The 21,508-nt window shown below is 68.6% G+C and carries 19 protein-coding genes; 6 read left to right on the top strand and 13 right to left on the bottom strand.

From position 1 onward, the window contains the following. Window positions 1-34: 34 nt before the first annotated feature. From SI859A1_RS18110 to cbiB, 3 genes are read left to right on the top strand one after another with little or no spacing between them, the layout of a single operon-like run. Window positions 35-1,330 (top strand): cobyrinic acid a,c-diamide synthase CobB, encoded by a 1,296-nt coding sequence (locus SI859A1_RS18110; protein WP_009211125.1) that lies wholly within the window; start codon window positions 35-37, stop codon window positions 1,328-1,330. Further along, window positions 1,330-2,364, top strand: coding sequence for a threonine-phosphate decarboxylase CobD (cobD, locus tag SI859A1_RS18105; RefSeq protein WP_040325991.1), 1,035 nt, complete (start codon window positions 1,330-1,332; stop codon window positions 2,362-2,364). Before SI859A1_RS18110 ends, cobD begins: the two co-directional genes overlap by 1 nt. Further along, window positions 2,361-3,350: an adenosylcobinamide-phosphate synthase CbiB gene (cbiB, locus tag SI859A1_RS18100; RefSeq protein ID WP_009211123.1), complete on the top strand. Its 990-nt coding sequence runs from the start codon at window positions 2,361-2,363 to the stop codon at window positions 3,348-3,350. The genes cobD and cbiB overlap by 4 nt, the downstream gene beginning before the upstream one ends. Before the next feature lie 5 nt (window positions 3,351-3,355). Here the strand turns inward: cbiB and SI859A1_RS18095 are convergent, their stop codons facing one another. Then, window positions 3,356-4,132 (bottom strand): adenosylcobinamide-GDP ribazoletransferase, encoded by a 777-nt coding sequence (locus tag SI859A1_RS18095; protein ID WP_040325990.1) that lies wholly within the window; start codon window positions 4,130-4,132, stop codon window positions 3,356-3,358. A 108-nt stretch (window positions 4,133-4,240) separates the two neighbouring features. Between SI859A1_RS18095 and cobT the strand changes: the two genes are divergently transcribed. Then, the gene (gene cobT, locus SI859A1_RS18090) at window positions 4,241-5,257 is read left to right on the top strand and encodes a nicotinate-nucleotide--dimethylbenzimidazole phosphoribosyltransferase (RefSeq protein ID WP_009211121.1); all 1,017 of its coding nucleotides are present in this window, start codon (window positions 4,241-4,243) and stop codon (window positions 5,255-5,257) included. Here the strand turns inward: cobT and SI859A1_RS18085 are convergent. From SI859A1_RS18085 to SI859A1_RS18075, 3 genes are all read right to left on the bottom strand, one after another. After that, a complete protein-coding gene (locus SI859A1_RS18085) occupies window positions 5,254-7,680 on the bottom strand; it encodes an EAL domain-containing protein (protein WP_009211120.1) in 2,427 nt (808 codons plus the stop codon). The genes cobT and SI859A1_RS18085 overlap by 4 nt on opposite strands. A 278-nt stretch (window positions 7,681-7,958) precedes the next feature. Continuing rightward, window positions 7,959-8,372, bottom strand: coding sequence for a universal stress protein (locus tag SI859A1_RS18080; RefSeq protein ID WP_009211119.1), 414 nt, complete (start codon window positions 8,370-8,372; stop codon window positions 7,959-7,961). Window positions 8,373-8,549: 177 nt separating this feature from the next. After that, entirely contained in the window at window positions 8,550-9,437 is an 888-nt protein-coding gene (locus SI859A1_RS18075; RefSeq protein WP_009211118.1) for a LysR family transcriptional regulator, read from the bottom strand. 127 nt (window positions 9,438-9,564) lie between these two features. Between SI859A1_RS18075 and SI859A1_RS18070 the strand changes: the two genes are divergently transcribed. Further along, a complete protein-coding gene (locus tag SI859A1_RS18070) occupies window positions 9,565-11,064 on the top strand; it encodes a CoA-acylating methylmalonate-semialdehyde dehydrogenase (RefSeq protein ID WP_009211117.1) in 1,500 nt (499 codons plus the stop codon). A 70-nt stretch (window positions 11,065-11,134) separates the two neighbouring features. Here SI859A1_RS18070 and SI859A1_RS18065 read toward each other — a convergent pair whose 3' ends face one another. From SI859A1_RS18065 to SI859A1_RS18040, 6 genes are all read right to left on the bottom strand, one after another. Beyond that, window positions 11,135-12,322, bottom strand: a complete 1,188-nt coding sequence (locus SI859A1_RS18065; RefSeq protein ID WP_161600143.1) for an OpgC family protein — start codon at window positions 12,320-12,322, stop codon at window positions 11,135-11,137. Between the two features lie 40 nt (window positions 12,323-12,362). Continuing rightward, on the bottom strand, window positions 12,363-14,156 hold the full coding sequence (gene mdoH, locus SI859A1_RS18060; RefSeq protein WP_009211115.1) for a glucans biosynthesis glucosyltransferase MdoH: 1,794 nt from the start codon (window positions 14,154-14,156) through the stop codon (window positions 12,363-12,365). A 64-nt stretch (window positions 14,157-14,220) separates the two neighbouring features. After that, on the bottom strand, window positions 14,221-14,505 hold the full coding sequence (locus SI859A1_RS18055) for a hypothetical protein (RefSeq protein ID WP_161600142.1): 285 nt from the start codon (window positions 14,503-14,505) through the stop codon (window positions 14,221-14,223). A gap of 29 nt (window positions 14,506-14,534) precedes the next feature. Further along, window positions 14,535-16,145 carry an OpgD/OpgG family glucan biosynthesis protein gene (locus tag SI859A1_RS18050; protein ID WP_148233889.1) on the bottom strand — a complete coding sequence of 537 codons (1,611 nt, stop codon included), beginning with the start codon at window positions 16,143-16,145 and terminating at the stop codon, window positions 14,535-14,537. 130 nt (window positions 16,146-16,275) lie between these two features. Continuing rightward, window positions 16,276-17,238, bottom strand: a complete 963-nt coding sequence (locus SI859A1_RS18045) for an aldose epimerase family protein (protein ID WP_050767584.1) — start codon at window positions 17,236-17,238, stop codon at window positions 16,276-16,278. A 94-nt stretch (window positions 17,239-17,332) separates the two neighbouring features. Further along, entirely contained in the window at window positions 17,333-17,770 is a 438-nt protein-coding gene (locus SI859A1_RS18040) for a MarR family winged helix-turn-helix transcriptional regulator (protein WP_024349437.1), read from the bottom strand. Window positions 17,771-18,101: 331 nt separating this feature from the next. On the opposite strand from SI859A1_RS18040, the gene SI859A1_RS18035 reads away from it, so the two are divergent. Then, entirely contained in the window at window positions 18,102-18,512 is a 411-nt protein-coding gene (locus tag SI859A1_RS18035; RefSeq protein ID WP_009211111.1) for a dihydrofolate reductase, read from the top strand. A 15-nt stretch (window positions 18,513-18,527) separates the two neighbouring features. Here the strand turns inward: SI859A1_RS18035 and SI859A1_RS18030 are convergent, their stop codons facing one another. From SI859A1_RS18030 to pabB, 3 genes are read right to left on the bottom strand one after another with little or no spacing between them, the layout of a single operon-like run. Beyond that, window positions 18,528-19,388, bottom strand: a complete 861-nt coding sequence (locus tag SI859A1_RS18030; protein ID WP_244401073.1) for an aminotransferase class IV — start codon at window positions 19,386-19,388, stop codon at window positions 18,528-18,530. Next, a complete protein-coding gene (locus SI859A1_RS18025; RefSeq protein WP_009211109.1) occupies window positions 19,369-19,965 on the bottom strand; it encodes an anthranilate synthase component II in 597 nt (198 codons plus the stop codon). Before SI859A1_RS18025 ends, SI859A1_RS18030 begins: the two co-directional genes overlap by 20 nt. Then, window positions 19,962-21,365 (bottom strand): aminodeoxychorismate synthase component I, encoded by a 1,404-nt coding sequence (pabB, locus tag SI859A1_RS18020; protein WP_040325988.1) that lies wholly within the window; start codon window positions 21,363-21,365, stop codon window positions 19,962-19,964. The genes SI859A1_RS18025 and pabB overlap by 4 nt, the downstream gene beginning before the upstream one ends. Window positions 21,366-21,508: the final 143 nt, after the last annotated feature.

Here is a 21,508-nt window from a genome sequence, read left to right as displayed (position 1 = left end):
GTCCGGTTGCCGATGCGGCGCCGGGGGCCGGGCGATGAGCGGACTGATGATCGCCGCGCCCCATTCGGGCGCCGGCAAGACCAGCGTGACCCTCGGGCTCCTGCGGACGCTGCGTCGACGGGGCATCGCGGTCGGGTCGGCCAAGGCCGGGCCGGACTATATCGACCCCGCCTTCCATGCCGCCGCCAGCGGCGCGCCCTGCGTCAATCTCGATCCCTGGGCGATGCGGCCGGCGCTGCTTGAAGGGTTGGCGGCAGAGGCCCGCGCGACGGGGGGCCTTGTCGTCGAGGCAATGATGGGCCTGTTCGACGGCGCGGCCGATGGCAGCGGTTCGGCCGCCGATCTCGCGGCCCGGCTCGGCCTGAAGATCGTGCTGGTCGTCGACTGCGCCCGCCAGTCCCATTCGGTGGCGGCGCTGGTGCGGGGCTTCGCCAGCCATCGCGAGGACATCCGGATCGCGGGCCTGATCCTCAACCGTGTCGGCTCGCCGCGACATGCCGCGCTGCTGACCGGGGCGCTGGCACCCCTCGGCATTCCGGTTCTCGGCGTGCTGCCGAGACAGGGCGATCTTGCCCTGCCCGAGCGCCATCTGGGGCTGGTGCAGGCCGGCGAGCACGCCGATCTCGACGCGTTCCTCGACCGGGCCGCCGACTGGCTCGACGCCGGCTGCGACGTGCCGGCCCTTGCCGCTCTGGCCGGTGGCGACGATGCGGAGCGCAACCATCCTTCGGCGACACCACTTGCCCCGCTCGGTCGCCATATCGCGATCGCCCGCGACGCGGCCTTCGCCTTTGCCTATCCGCATCTCATGGATGGCTGGCGCCGGGCCGGGGCCGAACTGTCCTTCTTCTCGCCGCTGGCCGACGAGGCGCCCGACGACCGGGCCGACGCGATCTATCTGCCGGGCGGCTATCCGGAGCTCCATGCGGGGCAGATCGCCAAGGCCGGACGATTCCGTGCAGGCATGCTGGGGGCGGCGGCGACGGGCGTTGCGATCTATGGCGAGTGCGGCGGCTACATGGTGCTGGGCGAGGCGCTGACCGATGCGGAGGGTGACACCCATTCCATGCTCGGCCTCTTGCCGATGCGCACGAGCTTTCGCGAGCGCCGGCTGCATCTCGGCTACCGCCGCCTGACGCCGTGCGGCCCCGGTCCCTGGGCCGGACCGCTGCGGGCACATGAGTTCCACTACACGGCCATCGTCTCGGAAGGGCCGGGCGCGCCGCTGTTCACGGCCGAGGATGCACGCGGCGAGGCACTGGGCGATTACGGCCTGCGACGGGGAAGCGTCTGCGGCTCCTTCCTCCATCTCATCGACGGGGAGGCGTGATGGCGTCGCCTGATCCGAAGGCGCTCCAGCATGGCGGGGCACTGGATGCGGCGATCGCACGCCATGGCGGCGCGCGGGCCGACTGGCTCGACCTGTCGACCGGCATCAATCCGACACCGCCCCGCCTTCCGGATCTCGATGCTGCGCTCTGGCAGCGGCTGCCCGAGGCAGGGCTGGAGCGCGAGGCACTGGCGGCGGCGCGACGCTGCTACGGCGCGCCCGACACGGCTGGCATCGTCGCCGCCCCCGGAACGCAGGCGCTGATTGCGGCGCTTCCGCATCTCTTCGCACCGACGAATGTCGCGATCCTCACGCCGACCTATTCCGAGCACGCCCTGACCTTCGCCGCCGCTGGTCACCGGATCAGCCGCTTCGCGCGGCTGGAAGAGGTGGCGGGCACAGCGCGGATCGTGGTGGTGGTCAACCCGAACAATCCCGATGGCCATGTCTTCGAGCCGGCGGAGCTGCTTGCCCTCGCCGATCGGCTGGCCGCGCGGGATGGCCTGCTGGTCGTCGACGAAGCCTTTGCCGATGTCGATGGGACCCGCTCGCTCGCGCCCTGCACGGGGCGCGACGGGCTGCTGGTCTATCGCTCCTTCGGCAAGTTCTTCGGTCTGGCGGGGCTGCGCCTCGGTTTCGCACTGACGACGCCGGCCCTGGCCGCGCAGCTCGGCGAGAGGCTTGGCACCTGGGCGGTCTCCGGACCGGCGCTCGCCATCGGCGCAGCGCTGCTGGGCGATGACGCTCTCGTAGCCGAGACGCGGGCCGGCATCCTGCGGCAGCACGGACTCCTGAGGGCCACGCTCCGCGCCGTCGGCCTGCCCCTGGTGGGCGGCACCAGCCTGTTCGCCACCGTCGCGCATCCGGGCGCCCACGATCTCTTTGCTGCACTCTGTCGGCGCCGCATTCTCACCCGTCCGTTCCAGACGCCCGGCGACTGGCTACGCTTCGGCAATCCGGCGGATGGGGCAGTGGCGGCGCGTCTCGAAACGGCTTTGCGCGCGGCGCTCGCCGAAATCGACGGCGCGCCATGAGCCTGCATTTCGCCCTGCTTCTTGCCGGCACGGCTCTGGACCGGCTGGTCGGCGACCCGGACTGGCTCTGGCGCCGCCTGCCGCATCCGGTGGTTCTGTTCGGCAAAGCCGTCGATGCGCTGGATGCGAGGCTCAACCGCGAGGGCTATTCCCAGGCCCGCCGGCGACGGAACGGCTTTGTCGCTGCTGCGATCCTCGTCGGCGGAGCGGCCGCGATCGGCCTCGTCCTGTCGCATGTCTTCGCCATGGCGGGTCCGCTCGGATGGGTGCTGGAGATCCTCGTTCTGGCGGTGTTTCTCGCCCAGAAGAGCCTCGTCGATCATGTGCGCGCCGTTGCCGATGCCCTGGTGGGCGAGGGGCTTGCGGGTGGTCGGCTTGCGGTTGCGATGATCGTCGGCCGCGATCCCGACGCGCTGGACGAGGCCGGCGTCTGCCGGGCGGCGATCGAGAGCCTTGCCGAAAACGCCTCGGACGGGGTGGTGGCACCGTTCCTCTGGTATCTGGTCTTCGGCCTGCCGGGGCTGTTGGCCTACAAGGCGGTCAACACCGCCGATTCGATGATCGGCCATATGAATGCCCGCTACCGCGCCTTCGGCTTTGCCTCGGCAAAGCTCGACGACGCCATGAACTGGCCGGCGGCGCGGCTCACCGCGCTGCTCTTCGCCCTTGCCGCCGCGTTTTGCGCCCGCCGCTCATTCCTGGTCGGCGCGTTGATGGCCATTGTCCGGCGCGATGCGCCGCGGCACCGCTCGCCCAATGCCGGCTGGCCCGAAGCGGCGGTCGCGGCTTCCCTCGATCTGTCGCTCGGCGGCCCGCGAAGCTACGGCGAACTCGTGGTGGAGGCGCCGATGCTCAATCCGGTGGGACGGCGCGCCGCGAATGTTGCGGACATCGGGGCAGCGATCGGCCTGTTCGGCGGGATGGCCAATCTTCTCCTGTCGATTGCGGCGATCCTCGCTCTGGCGGCCTGGACCCTCGGCCTGTGAGCGTCTCAGCCGATGGAGATGGCAAGGCCCGTCAGCGCCGCCAGTTCGACGAGCTGCTGCGCGGCGCCGAGGCAATCGCCGGTCTGGCCGCCGAGCCGGCGCATGATGAAACGACGGAAGCCGAAAAGGGTCAGCGCCCCGAAGGCGTAGCCGGCCAGTGTCGTGCCGATGCCGCAGGCGATAAGGCCGCCGGCGAGATAGAGCATCGTGCCGATCATGAGCGACAGCCGGCCGGTGCGGCTGTCGGGCCGGCCGACGCGGTCGGCGAGGCCGCCGGGATCGGCCGAGACGAGCGACGACCACAGCCAGGCCATGGCGCCGCGACTGACCGCCGCGACGGCGACGAGCGCCAGCGCCGCGCTGGGGGCTCCAAGGCTGCCTGCGAGTTCGGCGACGAGGGCGATGCGCAGGATTACCGACAGGACGAGCGCCAGCGCGCCATAGCTGCCGACCCGGCTGTCCTTCATGATCGCCAGCGCGCGTTCGCGCTCGTGATGGCCGCCGAGCCCGTCGGCGACGTCGCCCAGCCCGTCCTCGTGCAGGGCGCCTGTGGTGAACACCAGCGCGGCGACGGCGAGCGTTGCGGCGACCAGCGGCGACAGGCCGAGCGCGGCCGCAAGCATCAGAACCAGAGCCGCCGGCAGCGCGGCGATGACGCCCGCCACCGGAAAGACGTGGGTATCGTCGCCGAGGGGATGATGGGCGGGGAAGGCCCATGGGACCGGCGGCATGCGGGTGAGGAAGGCGAGGCTGCGCAGCGTCGCGGCGACATATCGTTCCATGGCGGCCCTTGCTCCCCGCGCGCAGCTGCGCCATTGCGGCGGCAACGCTTTCCATCCCCGAGCGGCGCCGCGCGCCGTCAACGTTCCGGAACCTAGAGGATTCGCTCCATGTCCACCACCGGACTGCCCTTCGACGACATTCGCGATCTGGTGCGCCGCATGCCCGGCCCCGACGTGGCCGCGGTGAACGCCAAGCGCGAGCGCGAGGCGCAACTGACCAAGCCGGCCGGCGCGCTCGGCCGCATGGAGGAACTGTCGGAATGGCTCGCCGCCTGGCAGGGGCGCCAGCCGGCCGTAAGGCGCCCGCTGGTCGCGGTCTTTGCCGGCAATCACGGCGTCACCCGGCAGGGCGTGTCACCCTTTCCGCCCGAGGTGACGGCCCAGATGGTGTCGAACTTCGCGGCCGGCGGCGCGGCGATCAACCAGATCTGCGCGGCCTACGATCTCGGCCTGAAGGTCTTCGACCTGGCGCTGGAAGTGCCGACGAAGGACATCACCGAAGAGGCGGCGATGGACGAGCGCACCTGCGCCGCCACCATGGCCTTCGGCATGGAGGTGCTGGCCGGCGAGCCCGACCTTCTGTGCATCGGCGAGATGGGTATCGGCAACACGACCGTCGCGGCGGCGATCTTCACGGCGCTGTTCGGCGGCGAACCGCGCGACTGGGTCGGCCCCGGCGCGGGGCAGGATTCCGCCGGGGTCGCGAAGAAGGCCGATGTCGTGGCCCGGGCCCTCGCCTGCCACGCGGGGCATCTGTCGGATCCGCTGGAGGTGCTGCGCCGCCTCGGCGGACGCGAGATCGCGGCGATGGCCGGTGCGATCCTTGCCGCGCGCATGCAGAAGGTGCCGGTGATCGTCGATGGTTTCGTGTCCACCGCGGCGGCGGCGGTGCTTCACGCCATGGACCCGCAGGCCCTCGATCATTGCCTGTTCGGCCATGTCTCGGCCGAGCCGGGCCATATCCGGGCGCTGGAGACGATGAACAAGGTGCCGCTGCTCGCCTTGGGCATGCGGCTGGGCGAGGGCACCGGGGCGGCGCTGGCCGCCGGCATCGTCAAGGCGGCGGCCGAATGCCATTCCGGCATGGCGACCTTCGAACAGGCGGCGGTCTCGAACCGGGTCTAGGCGCGCGCCAGCTGGCCGGGGCCGATCCCGGCGACGGCCTGCTGCATGGCGTCGCTGGTTTGCATGAGAGCCCGGGCAGCCTCGGCCGTCATGGGACGGCCGAGGAGATAGCCCTGGGCCGTTCCGCAGCCGAGGTCGAGCAGGCGGGCCAGCTGCTCCTCGCTTTCCACGCCTTCGCCGGTGGTGGCGATCGACAGGTCCTTGGCCATCATCGTGACGGCCCGCAGCACCGCCAGCGAACTGACATCGTCGGGCGCGGAATCGATGAAGCTGCGGTCGATCTTGATCCGGTCGAGATCGAATTCGCGCAGATGCGCCAGCGACGAATAGCCGGTGCCGAAATCGTCCATCGCGATGCGCACGCCGAGACTGCGCAGCGCGGTCAGCGTCGCGTTGATCCGGCGGCCGTCGTCGACCATGGCCGTTTCGGTCAGCTCCAGTTCCAGGCGTTGCGCCGTCAGGCCGTGCTCGGCCAGCGCCCTCGTCACCTGCCGCAGCATGTCGGTCTTGTGCAACTGGACCGGGGAGACGTTGACGGACACGTAGAGTTCGCCGGGCCAGTGGCTGGCCTCGCGGCAGGCTTCGTTCAGCACCCATTCGCCGATCTCGGTGATCAGCCCGGTCTCCTCGGCCAACGGGATGAATTCGACGGGCGGGACCAGGCCGAGGGTCGGATGGTTCCAGCGGATCAGCGCTTCGAAGCCGACGAGTTCGCGGGTCGGCAGGTTGAACAGCGGCTGATAATTCAGCGAGAACTGGCCCTCCTTCAGCGCCCGGACCATGTCCATTTCCAGGTCCCGGCGCTTGACCGCATCCTCCATCATGCCGCTTTCGTAGCGCTCGATGCGGTTGCGGCCGTTCTTCTTCGCCTTGTAGAGGGCAAGGTCCGCCTGACGGACGACCAGATCCGGGTCGTCCACGTCGTCGGCCGTGGCGAGGCCGACGCTGCAACCGATGCTGATGCGGTGCTTGTCGGCCGTGAAGGGGCGTTCGAAGCCTTCGACCACGCGGCGCGCCAGCGTATCGCTGTGTTCGTCGTCGCCTGGCAGGATCGCCAGCTCGTCGCCGCCGAGGCGGAAGATCAGATCGTTCGGATTGCAGCAGGCCCGCAGCCGGTCCGCGACCTGGATGAGCAGCGCGTCGCCGACCGGATGGCCGAGCGTGTCGTTCACCGCCTTGAAGCGATCGAGGTCGATCATCACGATGGTGGTCGGCTTGGCCGAATCGAAGCGCGCCTTCAGCTCGTCCTGGAAGCTGCGGCGGTTCGGCAGTCCGGTCAGCGCGTCGTGATAGGCCATGTGCGTGATCGTGGCCTGGACCTGCCGCGCCTCGGTCATGTCGTCATAGGTCAGGATCGCGCCGCCGTCGGCCATCGGGCAGCAGGCCACCCCGATGACCCGGCCGTCGGCGAGGTGGTGTTCGACCCGGGTGATGGTGGAGCGGCGCATCCAGACGGTGTGATTGTCGATCACCCGGTCGATCCGCGCGGCGTCCCAGCCCGCCTTGTGGCCGAAATTGTCGAGGAAGGACGACAGCGCCAGCCCTGAGCGCAATTCGTTCGGGCCGATGCCGAGCAGCTCGTAGGCGCGCTCGTTGTGCAGGGTGATGATCCCGTCCGGGCCGACCATGACGAGGCCGTTCGACATGTTCTGGAGCGCCGCCGACAGGACGCGCAGATGCTCCGCCGCGTCAGCGGCCGCCGCCCGCGAGGAGGCGTCCAGCTTCTCGCCGTTCACGGCCAGGATGAAGGCGGTGATGAAAATCATCAGCGCGGCGAGGGCGACGAAGGCCGACAGCGTCACCGGTTCGACGATCCAGACCTCGGCGGCCGGGGCGGCGCTCAGGGTCAGGCCCGCAATCGCGATGAAATGCAGGAAGCAGACGCCCAGCACCATCAGCGTGGCGACGGCGAGGCGCTGCTTGCCACGGGGCGGCATCGACATCGCCGCGGCAAAGAACCCGGCGCCGGCGAAGAGTGAGATCAGCGTGACCAGTGGATCGTAGGCGGCCAGGCAACCCTGCAACGCGCTCATGCCGGTGAAGTGCATGGCACCGACACCGAGGCCGGCGATCGCGCCCAGCGCCATCCGGGCGGCCCGCGAATGCACCAGGACGGTCGCCGCCAAGGGCAGGCCGACGAACAGGATGCCGACGAACACCGACACGATCGTGACCATGGGATCGTAGCCAAGAACGACATCGGGGCGGAAACCGAGCATCGCCACGAAATGGGTCGTCCAGACGCCGAGGCCGGCGACCGCGGCGCTGACCGCCATCCATGTGTAGCGCCGGCCTCCTTCGACCGAGCTGGCACGGTCGAGAACGGTCAGGACGATCGCGGCCATGATGGCGCAGACGACGAGTGCCGTCGCGACGAAACCAAGGGAATGGTCGACGAGAACGTTCTGCGCGAATGCGGCCAAGGAAACACCTGTCGCCGATATCCGGCCGTTTGGATCGGCAAGCCGATCGCGACGCTGAAACTAAGTCTGCGGGACTTTGCCCTCCTTCCGTGAAGGAAGCGTAAAATTGAAAGTAATGAGCGGCAGTCGGGCGCGAAGGGAGGCGCGGGGCCCGGCGAGCGGGACTGCGTCCTGAACGTAGCGCCATCGGCATAGCGGCGCCGGCGGGCACAGACCGCCGCCACCGGACGCCCTTGCGGCGGCGGCTTGCTGCGGATGCGGCGCCTGGGCCGCCCGGGTCAGCGCACCACGAAGACGGATGCGGAGGTGTGCGTGGCCAGATGGCCCGCATGGGATGTGAAGAGATGGTCCGGCAGCCCCGGCACACGCGACGCCATGACCACGAGGTCCGCGCCGCATTCGTCGATCGCGTCCAGAAGAGTGCGGCCCAGCTCGACGCTCGGATCGTGGCGGACATAGGCCTTCGACGTCTGCTCGACGCCGTGGTCGCGGGCCTGGCCCGCCGCGAAGGCCTCCAGCTTGCCGGCATATTCCTCCGGCGTATGGGCGACGCCGGACGGCGCGTTGGAGGTTACGCCGACATAGTGCACGGGGATATTGTAGAGGCTGGCGAGACCCGCGGCCGTCTTCAGCGCCTTGTCGAGCTTGTCGGCATGGGTGAGGTCCACGGGGATCATGATCCTGGCATACATGGCGGTCTCCTTCGCGTTCGGGCTCCGACTGATATGCGCATGGCGCGGCGGCCGAAGGATTGACGGCGATCAAGTGTCCGTCCGGATGCTCGCGATGACCCGGACGTGCGTCCGCTGGTCTGAGGTCACATAAGACCCTCGGCCTTCGCGTCGAACTCGCAGCGACGTTGGCCCCGGTCAGTTGGCGGCGAAGACCGCACGCTCGGCGCTCACGCAGTCGCGGATGAAGTCGGCGACGGCGGCGATCCGCCGGATGTCGCGGACGCTCTCGTGATAGACGAGCCAGTAGCTGCGGTGGATCGTTTCCTCCGGCAGGATGCGCGTGAGCTGGGGGCGGTCGGCGGCCATGAAGCCGTGCAGGATGCCGATCCCGGCGCCGGCAGCCACCGCCTCGGTCTGGCCGATCGCGCTCGACACCTCGTAGTGCGCCGGCCAGCGGGCGACGATGTCGGTATGGTAGGCGAGCCGCGGGCTGTAGAGGAGGTCCTCCACCGCGCCGACGAGACGGTGCCGGCCGAGCTCGGCCAGCGAGGCCGGGGCGCCATGGGCGGCGATGTAGCCGCGTGAGGCATAAAGGCCGAGCGCATAGTCGGTGAGCTTGCCGGCGACGAGCCGCCCGGCTTCTGGGCGGGCGACCGTGATCGCGATGTCGGCCTCGCGGCGCGAAATCGAGAAGGCGCGCGGCACGGGCACGAGCTGGACGGTGAGGTCGGGATGGCGTTCGGTCAGCCGCCAGAGGCGGGGGGCGAGAAACGCGGTGCCGAAACCGTCGGGCGTTCCCACTCGCACGGTGCCCGAGAGCGCCAGTTCTGTCGCGCCGATATCGGCACGCGCGGCCAGCATGGCCGCTTCCATGCGCTCGGCCTGTTCGAGGAAGTCGCGGCCGGTGGGCGTCAGCTCGCAGCCATTCGGGCGCCGGTCGAGAAGCCGGGCGCCGAGTGCCGTTTCGAGCGCCGTCAGCCGCCGGCCGACGGTTGCGTGGTTGAGTTCCAGCCGCCGCGCTGCCGCCAGGATCTGGCCGGCTCGTGCCACCGCAAGAAACAGCCTGACATCGTCCCAGTTCACGTCCGTTCCTCTCCAATCCGCGCCAGGGACGTCAATCTACGCACAACGGATGCGCAATGCGAAGGATTGGCTTTCGCCGCTGCCTGCGCGAAGACTGAGGGCAACACCCGCAACAGGAGGAAACCGGATGGAACAGATCGGACATTTCATCGGCGGCAAGCGCGTCGCCGGCACGAGCGGCCGCACAGCCGACGTCTTCAATCCGGCCACCGGCGAGGTCCAGGCTCAGGTCGCGCTGGCCAGCGCCGACGAGCTGACCGCGGCGGTCGCGAATGCCAAGGCGGCGCAGCCGGCCTGGGCCGCGACCAACCCGCAGCGCCGCGCCCGCGTGATGATGAAGTTCGTCGAACTTCTGAACCGCGACATGGACAAGCTGGCCGAGGTGCTGTCGCGCGAGCATGGCAAGACCATTCCCGACGCCAAGGGCGACGTGCAGCGCGGCCTCGAGGTCGCCGAGTTCTGCATCGGCGCGCCGCATCTCCTGAAGGGCGAGTTCTCCGAGGGCGCCGGCCCCGGCATCGACCTCTATTCGATCCGCCAGGCGCTGGGCGTCGTGGCCGGCATCACGCCGTTCAACTTCCCGGCGATGATCCCGATGTGGAAGTTCGCCCCGGCGATCGCCGCCGGCAACGCCTTCATCCTGAAGCCGTCCGAGCGTGACCCGTCGGTCCCGCTCATGCTGGCCGAGCTGATGATCGAGGCCGGCCTGCCGGAAGGCATTCTCAACGTCGTCAACGGCGACAAGGGCGCGGTGGATGCGATCCTCGACGATCCCGACATCCAGGCCATCGGCTTCGTCGGCTCGACGCCGATCGCCCAGTACATCTATTCGCGCGGTTGCGCGAACGGCAAGCGCGTCCAGTGCTTCGGCGGCGCCAAGAACCACATGATCATCATGCCGGACGCCGACATCGACAAGGCGGCGGACGCCCTGATCGGCGCCGGCTACGGCGCGGCCGGCGAGCGCTGCATGGCCGTGTCCGTGGCCGTCCCGGTCGGCAAGGAGACCGCCGATCGCCTGATGGAGAAGCTGATCCCGCGGGTCGAAGCGTTGAAGATCGCGCCCTATACGGCCGGCGACGACGTCGACATGGGACCGCTGGTCACCCGCGAGGCGCAGCAGCGCGTGTTGGGCCTCATCGACCGGGGTGTCGAAGAGGGCGCCAAGCTTGCCGTCGACGGCCGCGGCTTCAAGATGCAGGGCTACGAGAACGGCTTCTTCGTCGGCGCCTGCCTGTTCGACGACGTCACCAAGGACATGGACATCTACAAGACCGAGATCTTCGGTCCGGTCCTGTCGGTGGTGCGCGCCAAGGATTACGAGGAAGCGATCGACCTGCCGATGAGCCACGAATACGGCAACGGCGTCTCGATCTACACCCGTGACGGCGACGCCGCCCGCGACTTCGCCAGCCGCATCAACATCGGCATGGTCGGCGTCAACGTGCCGATTCCGGTGCCGCTGGCCTACTACACCTTCGGCGGCTGGAAGGCCTCGGGCTTCGGCGATCTCAACCAGCACGGCCCGGACGCCTTCCGCTTCTACACCCGTACCAAGACGGTCACGAGCCGCTGGCCGTCGGGGATCAAGGACGGTGCCGAGTTCGCCATGCCGGTCATGCGGTAGAGCGGACCCACAGGACAGAATGCAGAACGGGCGCCATCGGCGCCCGTTTTCGCATATCCGGACGCGACCGTCAGACCGGGCGGCGTGTCTTGAGGATCGGCGTCAGCGGCTCGTCCGGCGTCGCCATCGCGCCGCGCGCTCTCTCGGCGGCCGCGTCACTGCTGCGCACCGTGACCTTCTGGGCGGTGCGCCACCAGTCGAGATAGCGCGCGAGGCCGAAGAGGATCGCGAGGCCGGCCAGCACCATCGGCGTGTCGAACCAGATCGACGGTTCCGAACCGTGCTTCAGCACCTGGCCGCACAGCGACAGCACTGTGCCGACGGCGAAGACCGGCAGCGAATGGCGTCCCAGCATGGTGAAGATGTTGTCGCGCGAGATGTTGGCGAAGGGCGAGCTCGCCGCGGCATTGGCGAAGAGGTAGCAGATCGCCATCACATGCAGCAGCCGGGTCAGGCTGACATAGGTCTTGTCGAAGCCGGTGATCAGCACCGGCAGCGGGCTCTGGCCCCAGATCCACCACAGGCCGAAGCGGATGGTCAGGAAGGCCAGCAGCGCATAGGCGAGGGCCAGCGCGTAGAGCCAAGGCCGATAGGACACCGCAACGCCGGTCTCGCGCCGGTTCAGGCCGCAATAGAGGCCGACGGCGAAGATCAGCTGCCAGGAGAAAGGATTGAAGAACCAGCCGCCTGGCAGCGGAAAGGCCGGCACGTCGATCGCCCAGACATAGGCGACGATCCACATCAGGACGGCCCCGGCGAGCATCGCGCCGCGGCTGATCTGCGCCAGTGCCAGATGCAGCGGCAGCATCAGCAAGAGCACGCAATACATCGGCAGGATGTTCACATAGCCGAGTTGGTGGCCGAGGCCGGCGACACCGATCATCGTCTCCATCGGCATGGTGATGAAGGAGCGCAGCCCGATCGTGCGCATCATGTCGCCATAGCCGAGCGCCAGCGCCGCCCAGGAGAAGATGCCGATCGCCGCCACGGTCAGGGTGATGTGGACGAGGTAGAGAACGCCCGCGCGGCGCCACGCCTTCAGCGTCGCCGCGACCCGCTCGCCCGCCAGGAACAGCGGGGCATAGGCATAGGCCGAGGCAAAGCCCGCCAGGAAGACGAACAGTTCGGCCGCGTCGGAGAAGCCGAAATTGCGGGAGGTGAAGTTCTCCCAGACGTTGCCGGGAATATGGTTGACGAAGATCATCGCGAGCGCGATGCCGCGCCAGAAGTCCACCCGGTAATCGCGGGGTGACTTCAAGGCAGTACGGGTGACAGCGGTCATCGTCTCGGGGGCAGCCTCATGCGGGATCGGGCAGCACCGGTGCCACCGACACTGTGGCTTTCTCAAGGTCGGCACCGGCCGAAAGACGGGCCAGCCGCTCCTGCCAGAGGGCATAGCTGCGGATCACCGGCTCCGGATCGGACTCGAAGGGGGTCTCGAACAGGCGCTGGCGACGCACCCAGTCGCCCAGCGCCGGGTTGCCGGTGGCGCTGATCAGGACCGGCGCCGCGACGAGCGGCAGCGCGATCGGCAGGGTCCACAGGACGAGGCTCGGGGCGTAGTTGATCGTGGCGAACAGCACGAGGCCGCCGGCCAGCACCATCCACCAGCTCGCCTTGAAGGCGGCGTCGAGCGGCAGGCTGCCGTCGGCGCGCTCGGTCGACGGCCACCCGGCATCGGCGCCGATCAGGATCTCGGCCACGGCCTTCGACTGGAACATCATCATCACCGGGGCGAGGATGCTGGTCATCACCAGTTCTGCCGTCGCGCCGGCCAGCACCGCGAGCGTCCCGCCGAACCGCCGCCGCCGAGCGGTGAAGGCGCTGCCGACCGCGATCAGCGTCTTGGGCAGCAGCAAGAGGACGAAGATGCCGAAGAGCAGGAGCAGCGCCTTGCCGGTCTCGGGGCGCGGAAACACCGGGAACAGGGAATCGGCCGGGAAATAGTTCGGCTCGGGCGCCAGGATCGGGTCCAGCAGGCTGACGATCAGGAACATCAGCCAGATCGGCGAGGCGGCATAGGCCATGATTCCGCTGGCCAGCGAGACGCGGCTCCACAGCTTCAGCCCCGGCGCGGCGAGGAGCTTGCCGTGCTGGAGATTGCCCTGGCACCAGCGGCGGTCGCGCTTGGCATATTCGATGATGTTGGCCGGGGCTTCCTCGTAGGAGCCTTCGAGGTCCGGATCGACCTGGACCTTGTAGCCGGCCCGCGCCAGCAGCGCCGCCTCGACGGAATCGTGGCTGAGGATATGGCCGCCGAAAGGCGGGCGGCCGTGCAGGTCGGGCAGGCCGCAGGAGGCCGCGAAGGCGCGCACGCGCAGGATGGCGTTGTGGCCCCAGAACGGCCCCTCGCGGCCCTGCAGCACGGCGATGCCGCGCGAGAAGACCGGCGAGAACAAGGCTGCGGAAAACTGCAGGGCACGGCCGAACAGGGTGCGCCGGCCGATGATCAGCGGCTGGGTCTGCAACAGGCCGAGTTCGGGGTCGCCATCCATCCGGGCGACCATCTCCACCATGGTCTCCGGCCGCATCAGGCTGTCGGCGTCGAGCACCAGCATGTAGTCGTAGGCACCGCCGCTGGTGGTCACGAAGTCGGCGATATTGCCCGCCTTGCGGCCGACATTCTTCTCGCGGTTGCGGTAGTAGAGCCGGCCGGCCGCCCCGAGTTCGGACAGGAGCATGTCGACGCCGCGCCGTTCGGCGGCGACGTTCTCGGCCCGGGTGGAATCGCTGAGGATGTAGAAGTCGAAGGCGTCGAGCCCGCCGATGCTGCGCAGGCCCTCATACATGGCACCGACGCGCGCCAGCACCGCTTCGGCGTCCTCGTTGTAGACGGGGACGAGGATGGCGGTGCGGCTGACATGTCCGGGCAGCGCCCGGCGGCGCGGCGGCGCGCCGGACGACATGATGCCGGCCAACGCCATGTTGAAGCCCCAGGCGAGCCAGAGGCAGCACAGCACGAGCAGGCTGATCTGCACGATGTGCAGATAGGTCACCCCGTTCACCGTCACGACGATGAAGAACAGCGAAGCTGCGATCGCCGCCAGCACGACGGAGGCCAGGGCGAAGAGAAGACGCTGAGCCGTGATCAACGCGGTGTCCGTCGGTGAGATGGTGCCGCGGCCCGGATCACCCCGGGCCGTTCAGGCATGGTGATCAATTGCGGTCGGCGGAAAGGCGGCCGAGCGAGATCGTCGGGAAGCGCAGCGGCCGGCCGGTTAGCGGCTGGATCGGCATGGTGAGCCGGGCCACAGGCGGCGGCACGGCAACCGTGCGCACGAAGGCCAGCGCCGCTGCGTCGCCCTGCATGGCCGCGGCCAGCAAGTGTTCGGCGTCATCGGAACGCCCGCTCGAAGCAAGGCGCGCGCGGACGGCGTCCAGTACGACGTCGTCGTCCAGATCGGCCCGGCCGATCAGCCGGCCGGCATTGGTCTCCTGCATGGAGCGGCGGTCTTCCGTTGCAAAAACGGTCATGTCCTGTTCGTCCATTGATAGAGCCACGTCTCACTGACAATGCGCTGCAGCATTGAAAGTTTCACGCGAAGTTCAGCAGGCTGTGAATCGGTTTTCTCGAGTTCCAGGGCGATGCGCCAGCCGCCACTGGGCAGCCGCGCGATTCCCGAATGGATCAGCCGGGTGTTGTCCGGCACGTCGATCAGGGGCTCGATCTGGGCATCGGCGGGCAGCTTGGCAATGCTGCCGCCCTCGAAATTGATGGCGATGCGGTGGGTCGACAGGTCGGCATCCGCCGCGTTGCCGCCGACGCCGATGAAGGTGCCGGTGACCTTGGCCTGGTTGTCCTCGAGCTCGACGTCGAGGCCCCAGTGCATCCGGTAGCTGAACTCCATCGCGCCGCCGGCTTCGGCCCTCGCCTCGGGCACCCAGAAGGCGACGATATTGTCGTTGGCTTCCGAATCCGTCGGGATCTCGACGAGCTCGACGGTCCCCTTGCCCCAGTCGCCCAGCGGCTCGATCATCAGCGAGGGCCGCAGTTCGTAGCGGGCCTCGATGTCTTCGTAATGGGAGAAGTCGCGGTCACGCTGCAGGAGGCCGAAGCCGCGGGGGCTGGTCTCCTGGAAATAGGACATCGCCAGGTTTTCGGGGTTCTTCAGCGGCCGCCACAGCTTTTCGCCATCGGCCCGGCGAATGCACAGGCCGTCGCTGTCATGAACCTCGGGGCGGAAGTCGTCGCGGCCGAAGCGGTCGTTCTCGCCAAAGGTGTACATGGAGGTCAGCGGCGCGATACCGACGCGGTTGACGTCGGTGCGGAAGAACAGCCGGGTGGTCACGTCGATCGTGGTCTGCGGGCCCGGCGTGATCAGGAAGGAATAGGCGCCGGTGAGGCTCGGGCTGTCGAGCTCCGCCATCAGCCGGATGCGGGAATCGCCCGGCTTCGGCGCATCGATGTAGAAGGCGCTGAAACGCGGAAATTCTTCGGTCTCGCTGGTCGCCGTGTTGATGGCGAGACCGCGGGCCGACAGCCCGTAGCGGGTGCCGGTGCCCAACGCGCGGAAATAGCTCGCGCCCAGGAAGGTCACCAGCTCGTCGAAATAGTCCGGCCGTTCGATCGGCGCGTGGATCCGGAAACCGGCAACGCCGTCCAGCGGCAGGTCCTGGAATTTCGACGGATCCAGCGGCGGGCGGTATTCGAAATCCGAGGGCGCGAAATCGTGGCGATTGTAGATGCCGTTCTGCCCGACGAAGACCTTGGTGGTCTCCTTGAACACCCAACCGGGATAGAAGGCCTGCAGGTGGAACTCCACCGGCTCGGCGCGCCACAGGGCGTGGTCCGGCCGGAAGCGGATCGCCCGGTGCTCGTCGTAATTGAGGTCGAGGATTTCCGGCGGCAGGTCGTTGGCCGGCGCGCTGTAGGATTCGCCGGCGCGCTGCTGCATGCGCGCGGCCAGCTCATCGAAGGTGAACGGCGCGTCGGGCGCGCCGACAGTCGCCGGCTGTCCGACCGGCGGCGTGGGAGCCTCCGTCTCCTGGGCAAAGCCCGGACGGGGCAGAAGCGCTGCGAGGGTGAGCGCTACACCAGTCTTCAGCGCGGTACGGCGGGACGCAAAACTCTTGTGATTCACGGGCTGCTTGTGAGTTTGAGAACAGACACGAAGGCGTGAGCATAGGCACAATTGCGGCGATTACATAGCCGCCGCGCACAGGCTTGTAGGCCCGGATGATGAACGCTTCCTGACGAGGACAGGGCGTGTGTCAGCCGCCGGAAAAGCGGTAGAGGCTGTGATGGCTATAGGTCTCGCCCGGCCGCAGGATCGCCTGGGGAAACTCCGGCCGATTGGGCGAATCCGGCCAGCCCTGGGGCTCCAGCGCCAGGGCCGAGCGGCTGCCGATCGGCACCCCGCCATGGCCCATAATCGAGCCGTCCAGCTTGGCGCCGTCATAGACCTGCAGGCCGGGTTCGATGGTGGAAAGGGTCAGGGTGATGCCGCTTGTCTCGCCCTGGAGCCGGGCGGCAAGGCGTGGCTCCGGTGCCGTCGTGTCGGCCAGGCAGAAATTGTGGTCGAGCGGATCGGGAGCCTCGCCCACCAGCCGGCCCGCGCCGAAGTCGAACGGCGTGCCCGCCACCGGTGCAATCGCCCCGGTCGGAAGCGCCGCCGCGTCGATCGGCAGATAGCGATCCGCCGCCAGCGTCAGTCGGTGGCCGCGAATGTCGTCGCTGCCGTCGAGATTGAAGTAGAAATGCGTCGTCAGGTTCACCGGGGTCGGGCGATCGCTGGTCGCCTCGTAGCTCACCGACAGCGTCTGCTCCGGCAGGATCGCGAAGCGGGCGGTGATGTCGACGGTCCCGGGATAGCCCTCGTCGCCATCGGCCGACACGAGGCTCAGGGTCAGCGCGTCCGGCGCGCGCTCGACGATGGTCCAGATGCGCGTCGAAAAACCACCGGGCCCGCCATGCAGATGATTGGGCGGGTCGTTACGGGCGAGCTGGGAGCCCCGGCCGTCGATGGTGAAGCGACCCTCGCCGATCCGGTTGGCGAAGCGGCCGATGGTGGCGCCGAGATATTCGCGGTTGCCGGCCGTGTAATGCTCGGGGTCGGCGGCGCCGACGACCAGCGAATGGGCAAATCCGTCGAGGTGAACGGCCCGGACCGCTGCGCCGGCTGTCGCGATCTCGGCGCTGAGGCCGCCGCCGGCAATCGTCACGAACTCGCTCATCGGCATTCTCCCCTCCGCTGCCGCAAGCCGGCGATCGCGGAATAGGCAGTGCCGGGGCGCGCGTCAATCGAGCGCCCGCGTGGCAGCCGCGCGTCTATCGCAGGCGTCGCAGCTTCTGGGTCAGGATATCGCCGGTGCGCGTCAGGGAACTCTGCAGCACCTGCAGTTCGTCCTGCGTCAGGGACTGGGCGAGGTCGATCTCGAGCCGCTGCCAGACGTTTCGTACGGTCGCCTGCACCCGCTCGCCATCCGGGGTCAGCTGCACCATCGTGCGGCGCGCATCGGCACTGTTGGCCGAGCGGGCGACCAGGCCCTTCTCGATCAGCCGGTCCAGCATCTTGGACACCGTGGAAGGCCGCACCGAAAGCTGCTCGGCCAGCGCCGACACGCTGACCGGGGCGAGGGGATCGAGGCGGTCGAGGAGCTGATCCTGGCCGGGATGCAGTCCGATATCGGCAAGAAGCAGGGCGAGAAAGGCCCGGGTGGACTTGGCGATCGACAGGAGCGACGGCACGATCACCGGCGTCATCATTGTCGAAGGATCGGTGTGGACCGATGCTGTTGTCTGTGAGTTCGTATCCATGATCCCGGTTAACCGTTAGCCGAGGGCCGGTCCTTAAACTGGTATATTCTCCGCACGAAAAAGACAGCCATACATAGTATCCGCAAGGCTGGCAGTTCGTGGCGTGCGACGGGCGACCGACACGGCCCGAACGTTGCTGACGCGGGGTCCGCGGTGTTTGTCGAACGAGAAATTCCGCGATCGGTTCCCGACGAACAATGGTCTCGCCGCGCCGAATCTGGCATCACACCACAACCCGAGCGCGTCGTCGGTCGACGTGCGGCAAAGAGGAGCGGGACGCATGCCCGACGTCAGGGTCATCTGCGCGATCGGCCGGAGCGGACAACTCGGCCTCGATGGCGGCATGCCGTGGGAGGGGTGTCCCGAGCGCGTCTACACCGAGGATGTCGAGCGCTTTTTCGAGATCACCCGCGGTCATGTGCTGATCGCCGGGCCAAAGACCGTCGCGTCCTTCCCGTATTTCGCCCGCAAGGACCGCACCATCGTGGAAATCCGCTCGGCCGACGATCCCCAGACGGTGCTCGAGAGCTTCGGCGAGCGGGTGGTCTATATCGGCGGCGGCCCGGCGGTCTGGGACGTCTATGCGCGCTATGTGCGCCACTGGGACATCAACACGCTGCCCTATGACGGTGCGGCCGATACCTGGTTCGATCCGGCCTGGCTTCTGGCAGGCGGCACGACGCAGCGCTGAGGCGCGCGGCTCGGTTCAGCCGGGCAGCACCGCCCCGCGTTCGCGCGGATCGACTCCGCATTCCTCCGCGATGGCGGCGCAGAGCCCTTCCATCAGCGCGCGCAAGGGCGGGGCCGGCATGACCGGCGCCGGCCCATCGAGGCTGGCAGGTGCGAGGAGGCGCAGGCTGTTGGTCAGGACGATCTGACCCGCCGCGAGATCCGGGAGCGTCAGGGGCCTTTCGACCGCCGACAGACCGAACGCGCCGGCATTGGCGAGGATCCAGCCCCGCACGATGCCGTCGAGGACGCCGTCGTCGCGTGGCGGGGTGACGATCTCGGTCCCCGCCAGGGCGAAGACATTCGCCAGCGCCGAACAGGCGACGCGGTCCGCCCCGTTGAGGAACAGCGCCTCGTCGGCGCCGGCCTGCCTTGCGGCATGGTTGGCAAGGACGCTGTCGAGATAGGCCAGCGATTTGACCCGCGCGGTCGGCGAGGTCTCGTTGCGGCGGATCTCCGAGACCTGAAGCCGCAGCGGCGCGAAAATCATCGCGGGAGCGAGCGGCGCCGTGGTGCCGATCAGCGTTGGCTGCGGATCGGCGGGAAAGGCGAGGCCGCGTGCGCCGGGGCCGCGGGTCAGCGTCAGGCGGATCGCCCCGTCGCCGCGTCGCTCGGCCAGCGCCGTCATCGCCAGTTCCAGCGCCGCGCGATCCGCGGGGATGGCGAGGCTGGCCGCCGCGGCCATCAGCCGGTCGAGATGGGCCTCCTGGCGAAACACCCTGCCGCCGAGCACCAGCGACGTGTCGAAGACGCCGTCGGCAAGGGTCAGGCCGCGGTCGTTCGCGGCGACGGCGCCGGGGGGCGACACAAAGCCGCCGTCAATCCAGATCTCGTCCACGCCAACGCTCCGCAAGGGACAGGAAATTCTCGAAGATCCGCTCGCCGCGATCGGTCAAAACGGATTCGGGATGGAACTGGATGCCCCAGGTCGGGTGCGTGTGGTGCGACAGGGCCATGATCTCGCCCTCGTCCGAACAGGCGTCGATGGCGAGGTGTTCGCGCATCGCCGGCGTCTCCTCGACGATCAGCGAATGATAGCGCCCGACCATGGTCGGTTGCGGCAATCCGTCGAAGAGGTTCGCCGCGTCATGGGCGATCCGCGAGGCGCGGCCATGCATGGGCTTGATGGCACGGGTGACGGTGCCGCCAAAGGCCTCGCCGATGACCTGATGGCCGAGGCAGACGCCGAGGATCGGCACGCGGCCGGACAATTGCCGCACCAGATCGAGCGAGATGCCGGCCTCACGCGGCGAGCATGGGCCCGGCGAAATGATCACGGCCGATGGTGCAAGCGCGTCGATCTCCTGCAATGTGACGGCATCGTTGCGCACCACCTCGATCGTGCCGCCCAGCCGTTCGAGATAGCGGGCGACGTTGAAGACGAAGCTGTCGTAATTGTCGATGACGAGGATCATCGCGGACCCTCCTTCGCACCGTTCCCATCGTCCGCGTCGAAGGCCGCGAAGACGCGGGTCGCCTTGGTGAAGGTCTCCTCGTATTCGGCCGCCGGGTCCGACAGGACGGTGATGCCGCCGCCGGCCGACAGCCGCGCCGTGCCGGCCTCGAAGCTGACGGTGCGGATGGCGATGTTGAGGTCCATCGCCCCGTCGAAGCCGAGATAGCCGATGGCGCCGCAATAGGGGCCGCGGGCGGTGTTCTCGATCTCGGTGATGATGTCCATGGCCCGGATCTTCGGCGCGCCGGTGATCGAGCCGCCCGGAAAGGTCGCGGCGATGAGGTCGCCGGCGGTCCGGCCGGGCCGAAGTGTTCCGGTCACCACCGAGACCAGGTGATGGACCGAGGCGTAGCTCTCCAGGCCACACAGCACCGGCACCTCCACGGATTCGGCCGTGCAGATCCGGGAGATGTCGTTGCGCAGGAGATCGACGATCATGACGTTCTCGGCCCGGTCCTTCTCCGAGGCCAGCAAGGCCTCGGCGAGGGCGCGGTCTTCCTCCGTGTCGGCGGAGCGCTTGGCCGTACCCTTGATCGGCCGGGTCTCCACCGTGTCGCCGTCGCGTTTCAGGAAGCGCTCCGGCGAGGAGGACGCGATGGCGAGGCCCTCATGCTCCAGATAGGCGCCGAAGGGTGCCGCATTGGTCCGACGCAGCCGCAGATAGAGCGCGAAGGGATCGAAGGCGTCGGGAAGCCTGGCGGTGAAGGTCTGGGCAACATTGGCCTGGTAGATGTCGCCGGCCAATATGTAGTCGCGCACCTTCTGGATCGCCGCCCGGTAGTCGTCGGCAAAGAAATTGGAGCGCCAGTCGAGGCCGCCTGGCCGGGCGCCGGTGCCGAGCGCCGGCGCCTCCGTCTCCAGCGCGGCCCGGAAGCGGGCGACACGCGCCTGGGCCGGGGCGTCGTCGCTTTCGCCGGCCCGGCGCGCGCCGATCACGAAGGCGCGGTCTGCTTCGTGGTCGAAGGCGAGAACCGTGTCGTAGAGATCGAAGCGCAGGCTGGGCTTTGTCGGGTCGAGATCGGCCGGCGCGGCGAGCGTTTCCAGATGCCGGGCGAATTCGTAGCCGATGAAGCCGATGGCCCCGCCCTGGAAGGGCGGCAGTTCGGGATGCGCTTCCTGGCGATGCTCGGCAAGGACGGCGTCGAGCGCTGCCAGCGGCGGGCCGTCGAGGCGGTTTCCATCGAGCATGGCACCGTCGGCATCCACCGTGAACGCGGCGAAGGGTGCGGCGGCGACGTAGGAGTAGCGCCCCAGCGTCGCGTGCCGCATGGCGCTGTCGAGAAACGCCAGGCCGCCGAGGGGCCTCAGCCGGGCCGCCGCGATCTGCGGCGCAAGGGGAGCGATCTCGTCATACACCATCCCCGGCAGATGCCCTGATCTCCGGGGCCCCGTCAAACCGGTTTCACGGCCTCGGCCTGGCCGCCGTGTCGCAGTCCGCCAGAGCCGTGGGGCGGGCCACTGGCGGCGGGGCCCACCAGCGCCATCTATCCAGCCAGCTTGCC

The sequence above is a fragment of the Aurantimonas manganoxydans SI85-9A1 genome (assembly GCF_000153465.1).
Classification (GTDB): Bacteria; Pseudomonadota; Alphaproteobacteria; order Rhizobiales; family Rhizobiaceae; genus Aurantimonas; species Aurantimonas manganoxydans.
The sequence above is the reverse complement of the archived record's forward strand: the minus strand, read 5'-3'. Positions and strand labels throughout refer to the sequence as shown.